Source organism: Agromyces hippuratus, from assembly GCF_013410355.1.
In the GTDB taxonomy this organism is placed as follows: domain Bacteria; phylum Actinomycetota; class Actinomycetes; order Actinomycetales; family Microbacteriaceae; genus Agromyces; species Agromyces hippuratus.
On record NZ_JACCFI010000001.1, the window covers coordinates 3,838,117 to 3,858,597 of the forward strand.

Annotated in this window: 14 protein-coding genes; 11 read left to right on the top strand and 3 right to left on the bottom strand. The window is 68.6% G+C overall.

All coding sequences use genetic code 11. The features are described 5' to 3' along the window. Positions 1–99: 99 nt before the first annotated feature. The 5 genes from BJY17_RS18000 to BJY17_RS18020 all read left to right on the top strand — a co-directional run bounded on the left by BJY17_RS18000 (position 100) and on the right by BJY17_RS18020 (position 6,963). Positions 100–1,029, top strand: coding sequence for an ABC transporter permease (locus BJY17_RS18000; protein ID WP_074261428.1), 930 nt, complete (start codon positions 100–102; stop codon positions 1,027–1,029). Beyond that, positions 1,019–1,972, top strand: a complete 954-nt coding sequence (locus BJY17_RS18005; protein WP_179552586.1) for an ABC transporter permease — start codon at positions 1,019–1,021, stop codon at positions 1,970–1,972. The genes BJY17_RS18000 and BJY17_RS18005 overlap by 11 nt, the downstream gene beginning before the upstream one ends. After that, a complete protein-coding gene (locus BJY17_RS18010) occupies positions 1,969–3,738 on the top strand; it encodes a dipeptide ABC transporter ATP-binding protein (RefSeq protein WP_179552587.1) in 1,770 nt (589 codons plus the stop codon). Before BJY17_RS18005 ends, BJY17_RS18010 begins: the two co-directional genes overlap by 4 nt. Before the next feature lie 234 nt (positions 3,739–3,972). Further along, positions 3,973–5,877, top strand: coding sequence for a translational GTPase TypA (typA, locus tag BJY17_RS18015; protein WP_074261425.1), 1,905 nt, complete (start codon positions 3,973–3,975; stop codon positions 5,875–5,877). A gap of 213 nt (positions 5,878–6,090) precedes the next feature. After that, on the top strand, positions 6,091–6,963 hold the full coding sequence (locus tag BJY17_RS18020; RefSeq protein WP_179552588.1) for a M23 family metallopeptidase: 873 nt from the start codon (positions 6,091–6,093) through the stop codon (positions 6,961–6,963). 43 nt (positions 6,964–7,006) lie between these two features. Here BJY17_RS18020 and BJY17_RS18025 read toward each other — a convergent pair whose 3' ends face one another. Further along, positions 7,007–7,816 (bottom strand): enoyl-CoA hydratase/isomerase family protein, encoded by an 810-nt coding sequence (locus tag BJY17_RS18025; RefSeq protein ID WP_179552589.1) that lies wholly within the window; start codon positions 7,814–7,816, stop codon positions 7,007–7,009. 156 nt (positions 7,817–7,972) lie between these two features. Between BJY17_RS18025 and BJY17_RS18030 the strand changes: the two genes are divergently transcribed. The 5 genes from BJY17_RS18030 to BJY17_RS18050 all read left to right on the top strand — a co-directional run bounded on the left by BJY17_RS18030 (position 7,973) and on the right by BJY17_RS18050 (position 11,772). Then, positions 7,973–8,422: a hypothetical protein gene (locus tag BJY17_RS18030; RefSeq protein WP_179552590.1), complete on the top strand. Its 450-nt coding sequence runs from the start codon at positions 7,973–7,975 to the stop codon at positions 8,420–8,422. Beyond that, positions 8,419–8,802 (top strand): DUF6113 family protein, encoded by a 384-nt coding sequence (locus BJY17_RS18035; protein ID WP_179552591.1) that lies wholly within the window; start codon positions 8,419–8,421, stop codon positions 8,800–8,802. Before BJY17_RS18030 ends, BJY17_RS18035 begins: the two co-directional genes overlap by 4 nt. Positions 8,803–8,839: 37 nt before the next feature. Further along, positions 8,840–9,160: a ferredoxin gene (gene fdxA, locus BJY17_RS18040; protein WP_074261420.1), complete on the top strand. Its 321-nt coding sequence runs from the start codon at positions 8,840–8,842 to the stop codon at positions 9,158–9,160. 2 nt (positions 9,161–9,162) lie between these two features. Further along, the gene (dapC, locus tag BJY17_RS18045; RefSeq protein ID WP_179552592.1) at positions 9,163–10,278 is read left to right on the top strand and encodes a succinyldiaminopimelate transaminase; all 1,116 of its coding nucleotides are present in this window, start codon (positions 9,163–9,165) and stop codon (positions 10,276–10,278) included. A 183-nt stretch (positions 10,279–10,461) separates the two neighbouring features. Beyond that, positions 10,462–11,772 (top strand): citrate synthase, encoded by a 1,311-nt coding sequence (locus BJY17_RS18050; protein ID WP_179552593.1) that lies wholly within the window; start codon positions 10,462–10,464, stop codon positions 11,770–11,772. Positions 11,773–11,839: 67 nt separating this feature from the next. Here BJY17_RS18050 and BJY17_RS18055 read toward each other — a convergent pair whose 3' ends face one another. Both BJY17_RS18055 and dapD read right to left on the bottom strand, forming a co-directional pair. Continuing rightward, a complete protein-coding gene (locus tag BJY17_RS18055) occupies positions 11,840–14,377 on the bottom strand; it encodes a penicillin acylase family protein (RefSeq protein WP_179552594.1) in 2,538 nt (845 codons plus the stop codon). 232 nt (positions 14,378–14,609) lie between these two features. Further along, a complete protein-coding gene (gene dapD / locus BJY17_RS18060; protein ID WP_179552595.1) occupies positions 14,610–15,563 on the bottom strand; it encodes a 2,3,4,5-tetrahydropyridine-2,6-dicarboxylate N-succinyltransferase in 954 nt (317 codons plus the stop codon). 115 nt (positions 15,564–15,678) lie between these two features. Between dapD and BJY17_RS18065 the strand changes: the two genes are divergently transcribed. After that, positions 15,679–20,352, top strand: a complete 4,674-nt coding sequence (locus BJY17_RS18065) for a GH92 family glycosyl hydrolase (RefSeq protein WP_179552596.1) — start codon at positions 15,679–15,681, stop codon at positions 20,350–20,352. Positions 20,353–20,481: the final 129 nt, after the last annotated feature.

The following is a 20,481-nucleotide window of genomic DNA, read 5'->3' on the forward strand; positions in this document are numbered from 1 at the left end:
ACGGTGTTCACCTGATCGGCGTAGCATCGTGGAGTCGAACTCGCAAACGGTGAGGTTTCTTTCAACATGTCCACATTCGCAGAACGCAGGGCCTGATCCATGGCCGGCTATATCCTGCGCCGACTGCTGCAGGCGATCCCTGTCCTGCTCGGCACCACGTTCCTGATCTATTTCATGGTCTTCGCCATGCCCGGCGATCCGATCGTCGCGCTGTTCGGCGACAAGACTCCACCCCCGCAGGTCATCGAAGCCCTGCGTGAGCGGTACAACCTTGACAAGCCGTTCATCGTCCAGTACCTGATCTTCCTCGGCAACATCTTCACGGGAGACCTCGGTGTCTCGTTCTCGGGTCAGCCGGTCTCCGAGATCCTGATGGACACGTTCCCGGTCACGCTCCGCCTCGCGGCGATGGCAGTGTTCTTCGAAATGGTCGCCGGCATCTCGATCGGCCTCGTCTCGGGCCTGCGCAAGGGCGGCATCTTCGACGCGAGCTCGCTCGTCGTGAGCCTCATCCTGATCTCGCTGCCGATCTTCGTGCTCGCGTTCGTGATGCAGTGGTTCTTCGGCATCTATCTGGGGTGGTTCAGAACCACCGTCGGGCCAGGGGCTCCAACGCAAGACCTGATATTGCCGGCCATCGTGCTGGCCACCATCAGCTTCGCCCAGATCGTTCGACTGACGCGGGCGTCGGTCATCGACACCGACGGGCAGGACTTCGTTCGCACCGCAGCGAGCAAGGGCCTCTCCCGTGGGCGCATCGTCCCCGTGCACATCCTGCGCAACTCCCTCATCCCCGTCGTCACCTACCTCGCCGTCGACTTCGGCACGCTCATGGTCGGCGCGACGGTGACCGAGGGCATCTTCAACGTGCCCGGCGTCGGCCGCACGCTCTACCAGGCGATCATCCGAGGTGAGGGACCGACCGTCGTCTCCTTCGTGACGATCATGGTGCTGATCTACCTCGTGGTGAACCTGCTGGTCGATCTCCTGTACGCCGTTCTCGACCCGAGGATCCGTTATGCCAAGTAACACCAGACCAGACCAGCAGCACTACGTCGCGCCGCTCGAAGAGACGCCGCTCGTCGCCATCGACTCCGTCAAGGCCGAGGGCAAGCCGTCGAACCTGTGGACCGACGCCTGGAACGACGTGCGCAAGCGCCCGATGTTCTGGATCTCGTCCGTGCTGATCCTCCTCGTCGTGGTCGTCGCGCTGTTCCCCGGCCTGTTCACGCAGACGCCGCCGAACAACGGCTGCCTCCTCGCGAACAGCAACGCGGGGCCGACCGAGGGTCACCCGCTCGGGTTCACGAAGCAGGGCTGCGACATCTACTCGCGCATCATCCACGGCACGTCGACGTCGCTGGCCGTCGGCCTCATCGTGACGTTCCTCGTGGCGCTGCTCGGCATCGTCTTCGGTGCGTTCGCGGGCTTCTACGGCGGATGGCTCGACTCGGTGCTCTCGCGCCTGGGCGACATCTTCTTCTCGATCCCCTACATCCTCGCCGCCGTCGTCATCATGTCGGTGCTCTCCCAGTACCGGAACGTGTGGGTGATCTCGCTCGCGATCGGATTGTTCGCGTGGCCCGCGACTGCACGTGTGCTGCGAGCCGAGATCCTGCGGGTGAAGAACGCCGACTTCGTCATGGCGTCGACGGCACTCGGTGTCTCGCGATTCCGCATCCTGCTGCGCCACGTGCTGCCGAACTCGATCGCACCGGTGCTCGTCATCACGACCATCTCGCTCGCCGGCGCGATCGTCGCCGAGGCGACCCTGTCGTTCCTCGGCGTCGGACTGCCGACCGACATCATGTCGTGGGGCAACGACATCAGCCAGGCCCAGACCTCGCTGCGCACCGCGCCCCAGACGCTGATCCTGCCCTCGATCGCACTGTCGGTCACCGTGCTGAGCTTCATCATGCTCGGCGAGGTCGTGCGCGACGCGCTCGACCCGAAGGCGAGGGCACAGCGATGAGCGAGACTTCGAACGGATCGAACGTGCAAACAGAACGCGCCTCCGGCGCCGAACGGCCGCTCCTCGAGATCAAGGATCTCCAGGTCGGCTTCAACACCCAGGACGGTCTCGTCAAGGCCGTCGACGGGGTGAACATCACCCTCTACCGCGGGCAGAGCCTCGCGATCGTGGGAGAGTCGGGCTCCGGCAAGTCGACGACCGCGCACGCGATCATCAACCTGCTCCCGGGCACCGGGCATGTCTCGGGCGGTCAGATCCTCCTCGACGGGCAGGACCTCACCAAGGCGTCGAAGCGGGACATGGAGGTCGTCCGCGGCCGCAAGATCGGCTTCGTCCCCCAAGACCCGATGTCGAACCTCAACCCCGTGTGGTCGATCGGCTTCCAGGTCGAGGAGGCCATCAAGGCCAACGGCATCGCCACCGGCCGCAAAGAGGTCAAGGCGCGCGCCATCCAGGTGCTGAAGCAGGCGGGCCTCGGCGACGCCGACCGTCGCATGCGGCAGTTCCCGCACCAGTTCTCGGGCGGCATGCGCCAGCGCGTGCTGATCGGCATGGGGCTCGCGGCCAACCCGCAGCTGCTCATCGCCGACGAGCCGACCTCGGCGCTCGACGTCACGGTGCAGCGCGTCATCCTCGACCACCTCGAGTCGCTCACCCGTGAACTCGGCACGACCCTGCTGTTCATCACGCACGACCTCGGCCTCGCCGCCGAGCGCGCCGAGCAGCTCGTGGTCATGTACAAGGGCCGCGTCGTGGAGTCGGGTCCGTCGGTCGAGATCCTGCAGAACCCGCAGCACCCGTACACGCAGCGTCTCGTCGCCGCGGCGCCGAGCCTCGCCTCGCGTCGCATCCAGGCGACGGGTTCGATCGCGGCCGCCGAGTCGTCGATGGCCGAGGGTGCAGCACATGCCGCAGGCGACGCGATCGACCTGATCGCGACCGCCGAGGCGCGTGCCGAGGCGCTGGCCGCAGCGCCGGCTGCAGCACCGGCGATCGTGGTCGAAGACCTCACCAAGGTCTTCAAGATCCGCGGCTCCGGCGACTTCACCGCGGTCGACAAGGTCTCGTTCCAGATTCCCAAGGGCACCACCATGGCGCTCGTGGGCGAGTCGGGCTCGGGCAAGTCGACCGTCGCGAAGATGCTGCTGAAGCTCGAAGACGCGACGAGCGGCAAGATCGTCGTCGGCGGCAAAGACCTGGCGAGCGTGACCGGCAAGGAGCTCTTCAACCTCCGCAGCCGCATGCAGCCGGTCTTCCAGGACCCGTACGGTTCGCTGAACCCGCTGCGCAACATCGGCAACACCATCGCCGAGCCGTTGTTCACCCACAAGGTCGGCACCAACGCCTCGCGTCGTGAGCGGGTCTACGAGCTGCTCGACCAGGTGTCGCTGCCGCGCACGCTCATCAGCCGCTACCCGAACGAGCTCTCGGGCGGCCAGCGCCAGCGCATCGCCATCGCGCGTGCACTCGCACTGAAGCCCGAGATCGTCGTGCTCGACGAGGCCGTGTCGGCGCTCGACGTGCTGGTGCAGGCTCAGATCCTGCGCCTGCTCGCCGATCTGCAGGCCGAACTCGGCCTGACGTACCTCTTCATCACGCACGACCTCGCGGTCGTGCGCGTCATCGCCGACCACGTCTGCGTGATGCAGAAGGGTCGCATCGTCGAGGCGGCGACCACCGACGAGGTGTTCGACAACCCGCAGGAGCAGTACACCAAGGATCTCCTCGCGGCGATCCCCGGAGCGAGCATCGAGCTCGGCGCCTAGGCACCGAGCGGCAGTCGCGCCACGCGAGCGCCCGGCATCCGATCACTCGGAGGCCGGGCGCTTTCGCGTTCTCAGCTTCACAGGGCGCGGGGCAGGGTACGCTAGAGGGGCGCACGCCGTCACTGCGGCATCCTGCGCTCCCCACAGACCTTCATCTCAGCGCTTCCACGCTGTCTCCGTGCGCTGATCTCTTGCTCGGGGGCGACGGGGGGCCGGCACCCTCGAGGACCAAACATGGCCAACGCCACCCGGAACGATCTGCGAAACGTCGCGATCGTCGCACACGTCGACCACGGCAAGACCACGCTCGTCGACGCGATGCTCAACCAGACGCACTCGTTCGACGCGCACGCGCACGTCGAAGAGCGCGCGATGGACTCGAACGAGCTCGAGCGCGAAAAGGGCATCACGATCCTCGCCAAGAACACGGCGATCACCTACCAGGGCGCACACGCCACCGATGGTCCGATCACGATCAACGTGATCGACACCCCGGGCCACGCCGACTTCGGCGGCGAGGTCGAGCGCGGTCTGTCGATGGTCGACGGCGTCGTCCTTCTCGTCGACTCGAGCGAGGGCCCGCTGCCGCAGACCCGCTTCGTGCTCCGCAAGGCGCTCGAGGCCCGCATGCCGGTGATCCTCCTCGTCAACAAGACCGACCGTCCCGACGCGCGCATCGACGAGGTCGTCGCCGAGAGCCAGGACCTGCTGCTCGGCCTCGCCTCCGACCTCGCCGACGACGTGCCCGACCTCGACCTCGACGCGATCCTCGACGTGCCGGTCGTCTACGCCTCGGGCCGCAACGGTGCTGCGAGCCACAACAAGCCCGGCAACGGCGAGCTCCCCGACAACGAAGACCTCGAGCCGCTCTTCGAGGCGATCCTGCAGCACATCCCGGCGCCGACCTACGACGACGCGCACCCGCTGCAGGCGCACGTCACGAACCTCGACGCGTCGCCGTTCCTCGGTCGCCTCGCCCTGCTCCGTGTCTTCCACGGCACCATCAAGAAGGGCCAGACGGTCGCCTGGGTCAAGCACGACGGCACCGTCCAGAACGTGCGCGTGACCGAGCTCTTCCTCACGAAGGCGCTCGACCGCTACCCGGCCGAGAGCGCCGGTCCCGGCGACATCGCCGTGGTCGCGGGCTTCGAGGACATCATGATCGGCGACACGCTCGCCGACCCCGAAGACGTGCGTCCCCTCCCGATCATCGCGGTCGACGAGCCCGCGATCTCGATGACGATCGGCACGAACACCTCGCCCCTCGTGGGCAAGGTCAAGGGCCACAAGCTCACCGCGCGCATGGTGAAGGACCGCCTCGACCGCGAACTCGTCGGCAACGTGTCGCTGAAGGTCGTCGACATCGGCCGCCCCGACGCCTGGGAGGTGCAGGGCCGCGGCGAACTCGCGCTCGCGATCCTCGTCGAGCAGATGCGTCGTGAGGGCTACGAGCTCACCGTCGGCAAGCCGCAGGTGGTCACCAAGCAGGTCGACGGCAAGGTGCACGAGCCCTACGAGCACCTCACGATCGACGCCCCCGAGGAGTACCTCGGTGCGATCACCCAGCTCCTCGCGTCCCGCAAGGGCCGCATGGACAACATGTCGAACCACGGCACGGGCTGGGTGCGCATGGAGTTCATCGTGCCGAGCCGCGGGCTCATCGGCTTCCGCACCGAGTTCATGACCACCACGCGCGGCACCGGCATCGCGAACGCGATCTCGCACGGCTACGACGCGTGGGCCGGCCAGATCGTCACCCGCAACAACGGTTCCATCGTCGCCGACCGCTCGGGCGTCGTGACGCCGTTCGCGATCATCGCCCTGCAGGAGCGCATGACGTTCTTCGTGAACCCGACCGAAGAGGTCTACGAGGGCATGGTCATCGGCGAGAACTCGCGCAACGACGACATGGACGTGAACATCACCAAGGAGAAGAAGCTGACCAACATGCGTCAGTCGACCTCCGATACGTTCGAATCGATGACGCCCTCGCGCCAGCTCTCGCTCGAGGAATGCCTCGAGTTCGCCCGTGAAGACGAGTGCGTCGAGGTCACGCCGGCCGCCGTGCGCATCCGCAAGGTCGAGCTCGACGCGACCGCTCGTGCCCGCACGACGTCGCGCCTGAAGAAGCAGAACTAGCAGGCACCACCGCAGACGAGCGGATGCCCCGGGGTCGATCGACCCCGGGGCATCCGCTTTTCGCGTTGCATCTTTCGCGTCGTATCAAGGGGAGACCGCTCTCACGTTTCGCGGGGAACATGTATGCGCATTGGAGGTTCCTCCCAGAGTCGGTGCGTACCGTAGCTGAGGTTGTCTCGCACCTGACTCAGAAAATACGTAACGCACCCATATATGACTCCCCCCAAGCACGGCCGCCGCGCGGCCACCTCCAGCCCTGCCCGCCCCACCCCCGTACTCCGCACCCGCCGGCTCTCCGCCGGCATCCGGAGCAGCCTCGCCCGTATGGGCGCAGCGCGCACCGGCGACGTTCGCACCGGCGACGCTCGCAACGGCACTGCGTCGCTTCGACCGGCGTTCGCCGTCATCGCGATGTCGTTCGCCGCGGCCATGATGGTCGCCACGAGCGTTCCCGCGCTGGCCGTCACCGCGACCGGCTCGGAGGATCGTGCCTCGGTCTACGCTCCGATCGAAGACACGATCGAGTACGCGCCGCAGAGCGTCGAGGTCGGCAGTGAGGCCGTGATGTCGCAGCTCGCGGCCGAGCAGTACGACGTCGAGGCCGCACCGCCGCCCATCACGTCGAAGGTCGCGAGCCTCGGCAGCGTGGAGCTCATCGACACGAACGCGATCGTCTGGCCGGTGCAGAACCCCGGCAAGCGCAGCGGCGGCTACGGCCCGCGTTCGGCACCGTGCTCGGGATGCTCGACGTTCCACGACGGCGTCGACTTCACGCCCGGCAACGGCACCCCCGTGATGTCGATCGCCGACGGCGTGGTCGTGCTCGCAACCGAGAACGGCGGCGGACTCGGCGTCAACGTCGAGGTGCAGCACAACATCGGCGGCGAGCTCATCACGAGCTCGTACGCCCACATGCAGTACGGCTCGATCGCCGTCGCGGTCGGGCAGCAGGTCACCGCCGGGCAGCAGCTCGGGCTCGTCGGCACGACCGGTCAGTCGACCGGCCCGCACCTGCACCTCGAGATGTTCGGCTCCGACGGCGTGCGGTTCGACGGCGTCGCCTGGCTGTCGTCGCGCGTGGGCTGACCGGACGCTCGGCGCCGATGGCGCCTCACCGGCCCTCGGTGACTCAGACGCCGGTGAAGACGGGGTCGCGCTTCTCCATGAAGGCTGCGACGCCCTCGCGCATGTCGTTCGTGCGGAACGCATCACCGAAGGCCGCGATCTCGAGGTCGGTCGCCGATTCCGTGCGGCGCCCGGCCGCGTCGACGAGCACGCGCTTGGCGAGGGCCACCGCGGGCGCGGCGTTCGCATCCACTTCGGCGAGCGTGGCCCTGGCCCCCGCGAGCAGCGACTCCCGGTCGGGGAACGACCGCACGACGAGGCCGATCGCGACCGCTTCGGCCGTGTCGATGCGCCTGCCCGTGTAGATGAGCTCCTTCGCGCGGGCGAGTCCGACCGCACGGGGGAGGCGCACCGTGCCGCCGAAGCCCGGGATGAGACCCAGGTGCACCTCGGGTTGACCGAAGCTCGAGGCATCCGTCGCGTAGATGAAATCGCAGGCGAGCGCGAGCTCGAGGCCGCCGCCGAGCGCGAAGCCGTCGACGCACGCGATCACGGGGGCGGAGAGGCCCTCGATCGCCGCGGCCACGCGATGGCCGAGGCGCGACGCCTCCTCGCCCTGTTCGGGTGTGAGTCCTGCCATCGACCGGATGTCGGCCCCTGCGACGAACGCGCGACCGCCTGCCCCGGTGACCAGCACACCGCGCACGGCGCTGCCTTCGGCGGCGAGCGACTCGACGACGCCGAGCAGGGCCGAGAGCACGTCGGGGGAGAGGGCGTTCAGCGCCTTCGGGCGGTCGATCGTCACGATCGCGAGTCCGCCGTCGCGCTCGACGCGCACATCGGGCGCACTCTCGTGGGTGCTGGGCTCGGCCATCATCGGTCCTCTCCGCACGGCCCGTTCCGTGTCCCGCCCCACGCTACGCCATCGCCTCGGCGGGGTCGGGCGATAGAATTCCCAGCGGGGGCGATCGGATGCCTCGTGGTGGCCGCCCGCCCCGTCTCCCAGACCGCTGCACGCGAGGAGCCCGCCATGCGACAGTCCATCACCCACCGCCGTGCGGGCGCCGCGGTGGTGATCGCCGCAGTGACGGCGACGCTGCTCACCGGCTGCTTCCCGAACCCCGGCGACCTCGTCAACAAGGGCGTCGAAGACGCCATCGAAGACGCAACGGGCGGCGACGTCAGCCTCAGCGGCGAACTCCCCGCCGACTTCCCCGCATCGATCGCACTCATCGACGGCGAGATCACCTTCGCCGCGGGCGCCGGCGGGTCCGAAGGGTGGATCGTGATGGTCTCGTCGAGCTCGGCCGATCCCGTCGCCGATGCGGCAGCGAAGCTCGAGGCCGCGGGATTCACCGAAGACACCACCCTGAACGGTGACACCGCGAGCGCCGTCGTGTACTCCAACGGCGAGCACATCGTGCTCCTCGCGAGCGACGGCGAGGTCGTCACGTACACCGTCACGCAGCAGCCCGAATGACGAACCGGAGCAGCCGAATCGGCACGATCGTCGTGGCCTTCCTGGTCGGACTCGCCTACGGCACCCTCGGCACGGTCGGACATCGCGCAACGCTGCAGCTCGGCGAGGTCTCGATCCCGTGGGGCCTCGTCGCCGCACTCGTCGGCGTCGCGGCCCTGCTGCTCGGCATGCGTCTCGTCGCAGGCGGGCGAACGGCCGCGGCCGCTGCCGGCGCCGGCATCATCGTGGCGGTCGCCGTGCTCACCCTGCCGGGGCCCGGAGGATCGGTGCTGATCGTGGGCGATCTCACCGGCACCATCTGGTCGGTCGCACCCGCACTCATCGCGGTGTTCGTCGTCGCGTGGCCGAAGCTGCCGTCACGGCAGCCGCGCGACGCCTAGACTGGAATCCCAGCCTCTCGAAGGGACAGCGAACACCGTGACCTATGTCATCGCCCTTCCGTGCGTCGACGTCAAAGACCGCGCCTGCATCGACGAATGCCCCGTCGACTGCATCTACGAGGGTGAGCGCTCGCTCTACATCCACCCCGACGAGTGCGTCGACTGCGGTGCGTGCGAGCCGGTCTGCCCCGTCGAGGCCATCTACTACGAAGACGACCTGCCCGACGTCTGGGCCGACTACTACAAGGCCAACGTCGAATTCTTCGACGACATCGGCTCGCCCGGCGGCGCGGCCAAGATCGGCGTCATCCCGAAGGACCACCCCGTGATCGCGGTGCTCCCTCCCCAGGCGCACTGAGCATGGCTCGCGGCGAACTGCCCGACTACCCGTGGGACCTCATGGCGCCGTTCCGTGAGCGCGCCGCCGCGCACCCCGAGGGGGTCGTCGACCTGTCGATCGGCTCGCCGGTCGACCCCACCCCTGCGCTCGTTCGCGAGGCGCTCGCGAACGCGACCGATGGCCACGCCTATCCGCTGACGACGGGCACCGACGAACTGCGCGGCGCCATCATCGACTGGTTCGCCCGCCGCCGAGGCGTGACCGGGCTCACCGAGGCCAACGTGCTGCCCACGGTCGGATCCAAGGAGCTCGTCGCGCTCCTGCCGTTCCTGCTGGGACTCGGCGAAGGCGACGTCGTCGTGCACCCCCGTGCGGCCTACCCGAGCTACGAGATGGGCGCCGTGCTCGTCGGCGCCACGTCGATGGCATCCGACGACCCCGCCGAGTGGCCGGCCGCGACGAAGCTCGTGTGGCTGAACAGCCCGGGCAACCCCGACGGGCGCGTGCTCACGATCGACGAGTTGCGCGCCGCGCGCGAGCGCGCCCTCGAACTCGACGCGATCATCGTCGGCGACGAGTGCTACGCCGAGCTCGGCTGGGAGGGCGACTGGGCGGATGCCCCGATCCCGAGCCTGCTCGACCCGCGGGTCGTCGGCGACAGCCGCCGCAACACGCTCGTCGCCTACTCGCTGTCGAAGCAGTCGAACATGGCCGGCTACCGCACCGCCTTCATCGCGGGCTGCCGCACCGTCATCGGCCGCATCACGACCGTGCGCAAGCACGCGGGACTCATGCTCCCGCAGCCGCTGCAGGCCGCGATGATCGCGGCGCTCCGCGACGACGAGCACGTCGCCGAGCAGAAGGCGCGCTACCGCGCGCGTCGCGAGCAGCTGCTGCCCGCACTCGAGTCCGCGGGCTTCCGCGTCGACCACAGCGAGGCCGGACTCTACCTCTGGGCGACCGAGGGGTGCGATGGCTGGGACTCGATCGGCAGGCTCGCCGATCTCGGCATCGTCGCCGGCCCCGGCCACTTCTACGGCGTGCACCACCCCGAACATGTGCGGCTCTCACTGACGGCGACCGATGAGCGCATCGCCGCCGCGGCCGAGCGCCTTCGGGCCGCCGCCGCGGCGTGACATCCGCTGCATCGCGTGAGGTGTCGCCGCGCCAACTGTGACTCTCGCCAACGGATAGGATGATCTGTTGGCGGGTGCGACAGTGTGTTCGGAGCCCGTCTAGGCTGTATTCGGGTCGAGACCGCCAGAGCGATCGAGACCGGAAAGCAGGTGACCGCGCAAGTGACGATCACAGGAGGCGCCGTGAGCGACGTCCGGAACAATGCGGCAGGGGAGACCCCCCAGACCGCGACCCTGAGCTTCGGCAGCACGACCGCCGAACTGCCCGTCCATGGTGCAGTGCAGGGCAACTCGAGCATCGACGTGTCGACGCTGACCCGTCAGACCGGGCTCACCGCGCTCGACTACGGGTTCGTCAACACCGCGTCGACGCGGTCCGCGATCACGTACATCGACGGCGAGCAGGGCATCCTGCGCTACCGCGGGTACCCGATCGAAGAACTCGCGGCGAACTCGACGTTCCTCGAGGTCGCGTGGCTGCTCATCTACGGTGAGCTGCCGACCGCCGACCAGCTGGGCGAGTTCGACGAGAAGATCCGCCACCACACGCTGCTGCACGAAGACCTGAAGCGCTTCTTCTCGTCGCTGCCGCACACGGCGCACCCCATGTCGGTGCTCTCGAGCGCGGTGTCGGCCCTCTCGACGTACTACGAGGACTCGACCGACCCGAACGACCCCGAGCAGGTCGAGCTCACCATGGTGCGCCTGCTCGCGAAGCTGCCGGTCATCGCGGCCTATGCGCACAAGAAGTCGATCGGTCAGGCGTTCCTGTACCCCGACAACTCGCTGTCGTTCGTCGACAACTTCCTGAAGCTCAACTTCGGCAACATGGCGGAGCCGTTCCAGGTCGACCCGGTGCTCTCCACCGCGCTCGACCGGCTGCTCATCCTGCATGAAGACCACGAGCAGAACGCTTCGACCTCGACCGTGCGGCTCGTCGGTTCGACCGGTGCGAACCTCTACGCCTCGATCTCGGCGGGCATCCAGGCGCTCTCGGGCCCGCTCCACGGCGGCGCCAATGAGGCCGTGCTGCAGATGCTCGGTCGCATCCGCGACTCCGGCGAAGGCGTCGAGAAGTTCGTCGAGCGCGTGAAGAACAAGGAAGACGGCGTGAAGCTCATGGGCTTCGGGCACCGCGTCTACAAGAACTACGACCCGCGGGCGACGATCGTCAAGCAGTCGGCCGACGAGGTGCTCGCCGGGCTCGGCGTCGCCGACCCGCTGCTCGACATCGCCAAGGAGCTCGAGCAGTTCGCCCTGCAGGACGACTACTTCAAGGAGCGTCGTCTCTACCCGAACGTCGACTTCTACACCGGCGTCATCTACAAGGCGATGGGCTTCCCGACGCGCATGTTCACCGTGCTCTTCGCGATCGGCCGCCTGCCCGGATGGATGGCCCACTGGCGCGAGATGAACCTCGACCCGCAGACGAAGATCGGGCGCCCGCAGCAGCTCTACATCGGCGAGACCGAGCGGCACTACCCCTCGGTCTGAGCCGCAGCACACGACCGAACGCCGGTCCCGCCCTCGGGCGGGGCCGGCGTTTCGCGTCTCGGGTGGGTCAGCTCGCGGGGGTCAGCGTGAGCGTGTCCTGCGCGTCGGCCTCGACGGCCTCGCGGGTGAACGCCCAGTCGCGCAGCTCGCCGTGCTGCCAGAGTGGCGCCTGGTCGGCGTAGTTCTCGTGGAAGGCGTGGCCAGACGCGCCCGTGAGGTTGATCCAGCGCGACGCGTCGCGGTCGGCCAGGTCGACCACCATGCGCATCGACGGCACCCAGTCGACGCCGTACCCGACGCTCGCGTCCCAGCCGATCGCGTTCACGACCGCCGAGCCGCCGCCGAGCTCGAAGGGCCCCCGGTTGAAGAGCCATTCGATCGGGGCGATGCCAGACTCGCCGAAGCTCTGGTTCGTGAGCGTCAGCGTGTGCAGGCGGCCCCAGCGCCAGGAGTCGGGGTTCGACCCCATGCGACTCGTCGACTCGGCCCAGGCGGCGCCGAGTGCATGCGCGATCATCGCGTCGCGGCCGGCGACGCCGAGCTCGTCGTTCGTCCACCACGAGGACTCGGGTTCGCCGAGCAGGGTGCCGACGACGTTGAACCAGCGGTCGCCGCCCTGCGGCTGCGCCGACTCGGGCAGTCCGGAGAACATATCGTCGAGCAGGGTGCGCCAGAACACGGCGAAGTAGGCGGCCTGCGCGCTCTCGACGTCGGCGCTGCCGTCCCAGCCGCGGAGGAGGTCGGCCCCGCGTCCGGCGTCGCCGATGAGATCGAGCGACGCGATGACCGGGAGGAAGGCGTCGGCGTTCGCGTCGCCGGTGTCGAGTTGGATCTCGGCGAGCGAATCGACCGTGAACGGCTCGCCGGTGTCGATGCGTTCGCGGATCAGGCGCTCGATGCCGGCGGCGCGATAGCCGTAGTCCCAGTCCTTCGTGAGCATCGGGCCGTCGGGTCCGGCGGCGGCGTTGTTGGCCGTGACGAGGTATCCGGCGGCAGGGTTCAGCACCGAGGGCAGCTCGTCGAAGGGGATCGTGCCCGACCAGCCGTTGTCGCTCGTCCATCCGGGCATGGGCACGGTACCGTCGCCGCTCTTGCGCACGGGGATGCGGCCCGGTGCCTGGTAGCCGATGTTGCCCGCGGTATCGGCGTAGATGAGGTTCTGCGCGGGAACGTCGAAGAGCGCCGCAGCGGCGCGGAAGCCCTCCCAGTCCTGCGCCCGGTCGAGGGCGAAGATCGCCCCGGCCGTCGTGCCGGGCGTCAGGGCGGTCCACTGCAGCGACACCGCGTACTCGCCTCCGGGCTGGCCGGAGGCGGCGGGGTACTCGGCCGCGACGTCCGCGAAGTCGTCGCCGATGTCGGTCACGATCGGACCGCGAGCCGTCGATCGCACGGTGATCGTGACGGGATCGCCACCGGCGACCTCGATCGTCTCCTCGCGGAGCGTCAGGGGCATGAGCGTGCCGTCGAGCTCGTAGGAGTCGCCGTCGATGCGCTCGAGGTACAGATCGGCCACGTCGGGCCCGAGATTGGTGAAGCCCCATGCGACGGCGGCGTTCTGCCCGATGACGATGCCGGGCAGGCCCGAGAACGAGTAGCCGGCGACGTCGAAGCCGCAGGTCTCGGTGATCTCGACGCAGTGCAGGCCCATCTGGGTCCAGATGGAGGGCATCGCCGGGCCGAGGTGCGGGTCGTTCGCGAGCAGCGGCAGTCCCGACTCGGTCAGCGCACCGCCCACCACCCAGGAGTTCGAGCCGATGTCGCCGCCCTCGGGGCCGAGTAGTTCGGGCACGCCGTCGATCGCCGCCCGCAGCGTGGCGAGGGCGGCGACGTAGTCGGGCGCGGATGCCGCGGCGGCATCCGTCTCGATCGTGTCGGCTTCACCCGGAAGCGGGACCGTCGACAGCGCCGCGGTGGCCGCCGCGGGCTGTCCGCCCACGATCGTGGGCATGGTCTCCCAGGGGAAGTCGGGGTGGAGGCGCGCGACCTCTTCGGGCGGAAGCACGGTCGAGAGCATGGCGCGGTCGATCTCGTCGCCGAGGTTCGAGCGCAGGTCCCAGGCCATCGCCTTCAGCCACGCGATCGAGTCGACTCCCGACCAGGGTTCGGGGGAGTAGCCGGGATTCTGCAGCCCGAGCACGGCGTACTCGAGCGAGAGGTCGGCGCCGCCGCGCTGGTCGAGGTAGGCATTCACGCCCTCGGCGTAGGCGTCGTAGTACGCCTTCGAGACCTCGCCGAGCGCGTCGTACTCCTGTTGGGCGATGCCCCGCCAGTCGAGCGTGCGGATGAACGTGTCGGTGCCGATCTGGGACTCGCCGAACATCTCGGCGAGCCGGCCGGCGGTGACGTGCCGACGGAAGTCCATCTCCCAGAAGCGGTCCTGCGCATGCACGTATCCCTGCGCGAAGAACAGGTCGTGATCGGTCTCGGCGTAGAGCTGCGGAATGCCGGCGTCGTCGCGGATGACGGTCACCTCTGCGCCGAGTCCGGGAACGTCGATCGCACCGTTCGTCGTCGGGAAGGAGCGCTGCGCGGTCCACCAGCCGATCCCGGCCGCGACGACGGCCAGCACGAGCACGGTGATGAGCAGGCCGATGACGAATCTCATCGCCCGATGCCGGCCTGTTCGCGGTGCGTCGGTACCCACGCCACTCCTTCGTGCTGCGCAAGACGAGGGGCCGCCCCATGGCGGCCCGAGTCACCAACTGTAGCCGAGAGTCCTCGGGTTGCGGCGGGTCGTTGCAGGGCTGTGATGTGGGCCGAACCGCTGGGGTTCGGGGGAGCTTCGCGGGCTGCGGCGCGCCCGACGACGGAGCACGCGCCTCGGAACCCGACTGTCCCTACGCGTGCAGCGCGGCGTTCAGCTGCACACCCTCGCCGGAGCGGGAGAGCGCTTCGACCTGGCCGTTCAGCGAGTTGCGGCGGAAGAGCAGGTTCGGCACGCCCGAGAGCACGACGGCCTTGACGGTGTTCGGCCGTTCGCCGGGGCCACCATGCAGCACGACCTTCGTGCCCGCGGTGACGTAGAGGCCGGCTTCGACGACGCTGTCGTCGCCGATCGAGATGCCGATGCCCGAGTTCGCGCCGAGGAGGGCCCGCTCGCCGATGACGACGCGCTGCGTGCCGCCGCCTGAGAGGGTGCCCATGATGGATGCCCCGCCGCCGATGTCGGAGCCGTCGCCGACGACGACGCCCTGCGAGATGCGGCCCTCGACCATCGAGGCGCCGAGCGTGCCGGCGTTGAAGTTCACGAAGCCCTCGTGCATGACGGTCGTGCCCGGTGCGAGGTGCGCGCCGAGGCGCACGCGCGCGGCGTCGGCGATGCGCACTCGCTCGGGGGTCACGTAGTCGAGCAGGCGCGGGAACTTGTCGACGCTGACGGCGTGGATGCCGGCGCGCTGCAGGGCGGGCCGCAAGCGGTCGAAGTCGGTCGGATGCACCGGGCCCGCGTTGGTCCAGACCACGGCGGGAAGGTGGGCGAAGATGCCGTCGAGGTTCACGGTGTTCGGCGCCGCGAGCAGGTGGGAGAGCACGTGCAGGCGCAGGTACGCGTCGCTCGTGCCCACGGGTGCAGCGTCGAGGTCGATCGTCAGTTCGACGACGTCGACGCGCACGTTGCGGCGAGCATCGTCACCCGCGAGCGCCGCGTGCTCTGCTGCGAGCGGGGATGCCTCGGCCCCGAGCCTCGGCGCTGGGAACCAGGCGTCGAGCACCGTGCCGTCGCCGGCGATCGTCGTGAGTCCGGTGGCGGAGGCCGTGCGGGGAGGAGTGATGGCGTCGTTGTTCGCGGGCATGCCTCAAGGGTAGCGAGGGGCACCGCGCGCATGACGTGGAGCGTCGGGTCGCTCGCGTCGATGAGTGATGGAGAAGTTCACCCGCACGCCCGATGGGTATGCTACAGTCCACCGCATGACAGCGCTGCCATATCCGGATCCGGCCACGGCGAACACCGGCACGTCGATCCGCGCCCCCCGTCCACGACTCGTCGCCCTGACCGTCGCGCTTGCGCTGCTGTCGTCGGTCGTCGTGCCCCTGGCGGGGCCGGCGAACGCGGCGCATGCCGCAACCGACCCGACGGACTACACCCAGTACGTCAACCCCTTCATCGGCACCGAGGGCGATCACGGGCAGGACGGCCCCGGGGCCTTCGCGCCATACGGGCTGGCGACCGTCACCCCGACGACGACGCCCGGCAACCACGTGGGCTACGAGTACACGGCGGACACGCTCCGGGGCTTCACGAACATCGCCCTCGATGGGGTCGGCGGCGGAGGCGGCGCCGGCGACGTGCTCGTCGTACCCACCTACCAGAACTACACGTCCCGACCGTCGACCAGCAGCTATGACAAGGCGATCCGCACGAGCGACGACGTCAAGGACGAATCGGCCACGGCGGGCTACTACCGGGTCGGCCTCGACGAGTCGGGCAAGGACATCGACGCCCAGGTGACCGCCGCCACTCGCACGGGCGTTCACGACTACGCCTTCGATGCCGGTGGACACGCGGCCCTCGTGGTCGACCTCAAGCACACCGGCAACGGTCGCAAGGCCACCGACCTCGTGATCGGCACGAGCGCGGACGGCAACACGACGATCGCGGGATCCTTCACCGGATTCTTCTACAACTCGTCGTACAAGTTGTTCTACTACGCGGAGACCACGGTTCCGACATCCTCCGTCCAGACGTGGGGGAGCGGCGGGCTCAGCTCCACCGCGACCAAGCAGGACGGCACGGACATCGGGGCGGTGCTCAACTTCGACGCCGCCGCCGGCGAGCACGTGGGTCTCAGGATCACGCTCTCCCCGGTGAGCGCCGAGCAGGCGGAACGCGACGCGGCCGTCGAGGTCGGCGGGAAGACGTTCGACGACATTCGTGCCGCGACGAAGCACGAGTGGAACGATCGCCTCGGCAAGGTCGAGGTCGATGCCACCGAGACGAACGACCCCACCGGTGACCTGAAGGCCCAGTTCTACACGCACCTCTACCGGCTCGCCAACACCCCGATGAACGCGACCTCGACGGATGGGACGTATCGGGGAGCCGACGGCGCCATCTACGAGGCGACGGGGTACACGCACTACGACTCGTGGTCGCTGTGGGACGACTTCCACAAGTACGCGGCCGTGGCTTCGGTCTTCCCCGACGTCTATCGGGACGTCGTGCAGTCGCTCGTCGATCTCTACGCCAGCGTCGCGGAGAGCGGAAAGGGCTCGGTCGGCGGCCTGGTGCAGTCCGTGCCGACGGTGCGATGGGAGCGTGCACCGGTCGTCGTGGCGGATGCGATCTCGAAGGGCGTCGAACTGCAGGGACTCGAACAGGCCTACCCGGCGCTCGTCGCACAGACGGGAGGCTCGGCGAGCCTGACGAACCTCAACTCCGTCAGCGGCGGCCTCCTCGGCTACTCCTACGACGCGTATGGCCTGTCGGTGATCGCCGACGCGATCGGCGAGACCGCCGACGCCGAGCACTACCGCGTCGAGGGCGCGCGCTGGGCGAAGGCATTCGATGAGAACGCCCTGAAGAAGGACGCGAACGCGACCGCGGCGACCGGTGTCGCCGCGGGTGTCGACGAAGTCGGCCTCCTCATGCCGCGCTCGAGCAACGACGATTCGGCGGACTTCACGGTGAAGAACGCGGAGAGCTGGAGCAGTGGCCTCTACCAGGGCACGTTCTGGCAGTACAACTGGTACGACGCCCAGGACCTCGGCGGCATGGTCGATCTCATGGGCGGCAAGGAGGACGCTGCGAAGGCCGTGAACTACTTCTTCGGCAACCAGGCGCCCGACGACTGCTCTCGCAATCTCCACCTCTTCGCCAACGAGATCTCGGTTCACGCCCCGTTCCTCTTCAACTACGTCGGAGAGCCCGCGAACACGCAGGACTGGACGTACCGTGCGGTCACGGAACCGGTGTGCGTCCGGTACACCGCCGACGGCAGTGGCACGACACCGTCGAAGCGCATGGTGTTCCAGAACGAGCCCAAGGGTCTGCTCCAGACGATGGACAACGATGCGGGAACCATGTCGGGGTACTTCGTGTCGAGCTCGATCGGGCTGTACCCCGTGATGGCGGGCGGCGACTCCTTCCAGATCACGACGCCGATCTTCGACCGCACGACGATCAACTACCCCGGCGGCAAGGACTTCGTCGTCGAGGCGCCCGGCGTCAGCACGACGAACCACTTCATCCAGAGCGCGACGCTCAACGGCCAGCCGCTGGACCGCACCTGGCTCACCGCCGCGGAGATGAATGCGGGCGGCGTCCTGCACTTCACGATGGGTTCGAACCCGTCGTCGTGGGGAGCCGACGGCGTCGCCGCGGACTCGCTCAACGACCACGTCGACAGTGCGCTGTACCACCCGGACGACGCAGTCTCCACGACATCGCAGGTCTTCGAGGAGTCCGGCGCGAACGACGGTTCGATCGACGACGCCATCTCCGTGAAGGTGAGCGGGGCGACGTTCGCCGGCGAGATCGGTTCGGACCTGTCTTCCCAGGTCGACGTCACCGGCGTTCCGACGGGTCTGACCCTCGTGGCGACGAAATCCGGTGAGGACTCGGTCGACCTGACCTTGGCGGGCACGGCTGCTCGCCACCTCGTCGACGATTCGACCGACGCACTCGCGGTCACCTTCGAGCCCGCCGCCTTCTCGGGCACGGTGCCCAGCGCCGACGAGCGTGCACTCGCGCTCAAGGTCCGCTACGCCGGACACCGTCTCGCACCGAGTACGACGACACTCGCGGCCGACGCGAAGGGCGACGTGCGGAGCACGATCGACATCACCCTCAGCGGTGGCGCGACGTTCGCCGGCAAGAACCGTCCGGCACTCTCGAACGGTGAGATCACGTTCCCCGGTCTCGACCGGGGCGTCACGGCCGCCGTCAGGCGGATGAGCGACACCACGGCCCAGATCACGTTCAAGGGCAAGCTGGAGAGCCCGACGAGCACGCAGTTCACCCTGCTGCTCGCCGACTCCGCACTCGAAGGCGCGACGGCTGCCCAGGTGACCGGTGCCGGAACGACGGCGCTCGTGCCGTTCACGTTGTCGCCGTCCTCGAGCACTCGCGCCGAGTTGCAGACGCTGTTCGACGACGCGCGCCTCGTGACGGCCGACGGGTATTCCGCAGCGACGTTCGCGAAGCTCGAGGCGGCGGTTGCGAAGGCGAAGTCGGCCCTGGACGACGAGAACTCGTCGGAGCGCACGCTTTCCACTGCCGCTGCCCTCATCAGGGTCGCGGCCGATGGTCTCGCGATCGCCGGCGACAGTTACCGCGTACTGCAGGCCGAGAGCTACGATCAGTGGTCCGGTGGTTCGCTCAAGACCGAGAGCGGCGGCAGCGGAACCACGGTGGGCGGGATCTCGCCCGGGGCATGGCTCGCGTTCCGCGGTCTCGACTTCTCCGCGTCGCCGCTCAAGTCGCTCGTCGTGAACTACTCGCACAATCCGGGCACGGCGTCGGCGAGCTCCGCGGTCGAGATCCGCACCGGCTCGGCGACCGGTGCGCTGGTGGCCAAGATCCCGCTGCCCACCACGAACGGCTGGGCGAACTACACGGCGCTCACGCGCGAGCTCACGGCGGACGAGATCGCGAAGCTCGCCGGCGTCAACGACGTGTACTTCGTGTTCACCGGCGCACTCGCCGCGGGCCAGAGCTGGGTCGCGAACGTCGACTCGCTCCGGTTCACGTCTGCGGCGGAGGCCGCGGCAACGTCGAAGACGGTTCAGTTCGAGTCGATCCGCACGGGCTACGGCATGTTGAACGCCGCCGGCACGGGGCTCACCGAGGGCACGGACTTCTCAGGTGCCGACCTCAAGACCGAAGCCGGATCGGTGGGCGGCCAGCTCGCCGGTACGAAGAACGGCGCCTGGATCCGGTACGGCGATGTCGATCTCGGCGATCGCAGCGCGCACACGCTCAGCGTGCGCTATGACGCGCCGACGACCAAGGTGGCCGACGGTCGCCTCGCCGTTTACGTGGACGAGATGTCCGGCGACCCGTTCGTCACCGTCCCGCTCAAGCCCACGGGCTCGAGCTGGGGCACCTACGGCACGGCGACGGTCACGCTCCCGTCCGGGCTCACCGGCGAGAACACGCTCTACTTCGCGCTGCAGAGCACGCCGACGGCCACCCAGCCCTATGTCGGCAACCTCGACTGGTTCTCGCTCGAGTACGTCGTCGACAAGACGGCGTTGCAGACGGCGATCACGAAGTACTCGGCGCTTCCCGCTGACGCGGGCCTGTACCTCGTGACCGACTTCGCGGTCTTCACGCGGGCGCTCGACGCGGCGCAGAGCGTCGACGCCGACCCCGCCGCCACCACCGGCGGAGTCGCGGAGGCGTTGCGCGTGCTGAACTCCGCCGCCGGCCACCTGCAGTGGAAGGTGATCAAGCAGGTCGCCGACTGGAATGCGAAGGCCGAGGCCGTCCAGGCGGACGACGTCACTGCGGTGTCGTATCGCAAGCTCCAGAATGCGATCGCCGCGGCCGACGCGCTCGATGCGACGAGCACCCACGACGAGTACACGGCGGCGCTGGCGCGTCTCGTCTGGGCGTACGAACGCCTGGTCGACGCGAAGTGACCGTTCGGCGGGTCGGCTCACGCGCCGACCCGCCGAACGGCCCTCGTACCGGAACCGGTCGCACCGTCGACCGGTTCCATCATGCTGCGGCACGGCAGCTCGCCGATTCACCGGCGACCAGACTGAAAG

Coding starts and splice junctions, on each gene's coding strand:
- BJY17_RS18000 (WP_074261428.1), top strand. CDS start 100: ATGGCCGGCTATATCCTGCGCCGACTGCTGCAGGCGATCCCTGTCCTG.
- BJY17_RS18005 (WP_179552586.1), top strand. CDS start 1,019: ATGCCAAGTAACACCAGACCAGACCAGCAGCACTACGTCGCGCCGCTC.
- BJY17_RS18010 (WP_179552587.1), top strand. CDS start 1,969: ATGAGCGAGACTTCGAACGGATCGAACGTGCAAACAGAACGCGCCTCC.
- typA (WP_074261425.1), top strand. CDS start 3,973: ATGGCCAACGCCACCCGGAACGATCTGCGAAACGTCGCGATCGTCGCA.
- BJY17_RS18020 (WP_179552588.1), top strand. CDS start 6,091: ATGACTCCCCCCAAGCACGGCCGCCGCGCGGCCACCTCCAGCCCTGCC.
- BJY17_RS18025 (WP_179552589.1), bottom strand. CDS start 7,816: ATGGCCGAGCCCAGCACCCACGAGAGTGCGCCCGATGTGCGCGTCGAG.
- BJY17_RS18030 (WP_179552590.1), top strand. CDS start 7,973: ATGCGACAGTCCATCACCCACCGCCGTGCGGGCGCCGCGGTGGTGATC.
- BJY17_RS18035 (WP_179552591.1), top strand. CDS start 8,419: ATGACGAACCGGAGCAGCCGAATCGGCACGATCGTCGTGGCCTTCCTG.
- dapC (WP_179552592.1), top strand. CDS start 9,163: ATGGCTCGCGGCGAACTGCCCGACTACCCGTGGGACCTCATGGCGCCG.
- BJY17_RS18055 (WP_179552594.1), bottom strand. CDS start 14,377: ATGAGATTCGTCATCGGCCTGCTCATCACCGTGCTCGTGCTGGCCGTC.
- dapD (WP_179552595.1), bottom strand. CDS start 15,563: ATGCCCGCGAACAACGACGCCATCACTCCTCCCCGCACGGCCTCCGCC.
- BJY17_RS18065 (WP_179552596.1), top strand. CDS start 15,679: ATGACAGCGCTGCCATATCCGGATCCGGCCACGGCGAACACCGGCACG.